At 64.0% G+C, this 976-nt stretch carries 1 protein-coding gene; it reads left to right on the forward strand.

What is annotated here, in order from left to right; genetic code table 11:
* A partial coding sequence (locus CH289_RS27810; protein ID WP_143545153.1) for a condensation domain-containing protein occupies nt 1-976 on the forward strand: 976 nt, incomplete at both ends.

The raw sequence follows: 976 nt of genomic DNA on the forward strand, positions 1-976 counted from the left end.
CCTACAACAACCCCACCACACCCGCACTCCCCGACACCACCTACCCGAGCTTCCTCCACTGGCTCACCCACCACGACCACACCACCTCACTCGACACCTGGACCACCGCCCTCGCCGACGTCACCGAACCCACCCTCATCGCCACCACCAACACAGCCACCACCGACACAGCACAACCGATCGAACTCACCCACACCATCGACCCCATCCTCACCGACCAACTCCACACCCTCGCCCGCACCCACAGCACCACCCTCAACACCGTCCTCCACACCGCCTGGGCACTGACCCTGAACGCCATCACCGGACAACCCACCATCACCTTCGGCACCACCGTCTCCGGACGACCCGCCCACATCGACGGCATCGACACCGCCGTCGGCATGTTCCTCAACACCATCCCCACCCCCGCCCACCTAGGACACAACCCCACCGTCGGCGAACTCCTCGACCAAATCCACCACCACAACACCACCGTCCTCGACCACCACCACACCCCACTACCGGACCTGCACCACCTCACCGGACTCCCCGCCCTCTTCGACACCCTCCTCGTCTACGAGAACTACCCACTCGACGACAACAACACCGCAGTGGACGACGACCTCACCGTCACCTCGGTCGACATCCACGACTCCACCCACTATCCCCTCACCCTCGGCATCCTGCCCACACCCACCCACATCACCATCGAACTCTCCTACCAACCACACCGCATCACCCACCACACCATCACCACCCTCACCACACTCCTCGACACCGCCCTACACACCCTCGCCACCGCACCCCACACCCGAATCGCCGAACTACCCCTACTCACCGACCACGAACGCGAACACCTCGCACGATGGTCCACCGGAGCCAGCGAACCCACAGCCGGCACCACCCTCGACACACTCATCCGCAACCGAACCACCCATACCCCGAACGCCATCGCCGTCACCGACGACTCGAGACAGCAATGGACGTACACAAC

It is taken from the genome of Rhodococcus sp. RS1C4 (assembly GCF_002258225.1).
GTDB classification, from domain to species: Bacteria; Actinomycetota; Actinomycetes; order Mycobacteriales; family Mycobacteriaceae; genus Rhodococcoides; species Rhodococcoides fascians_E.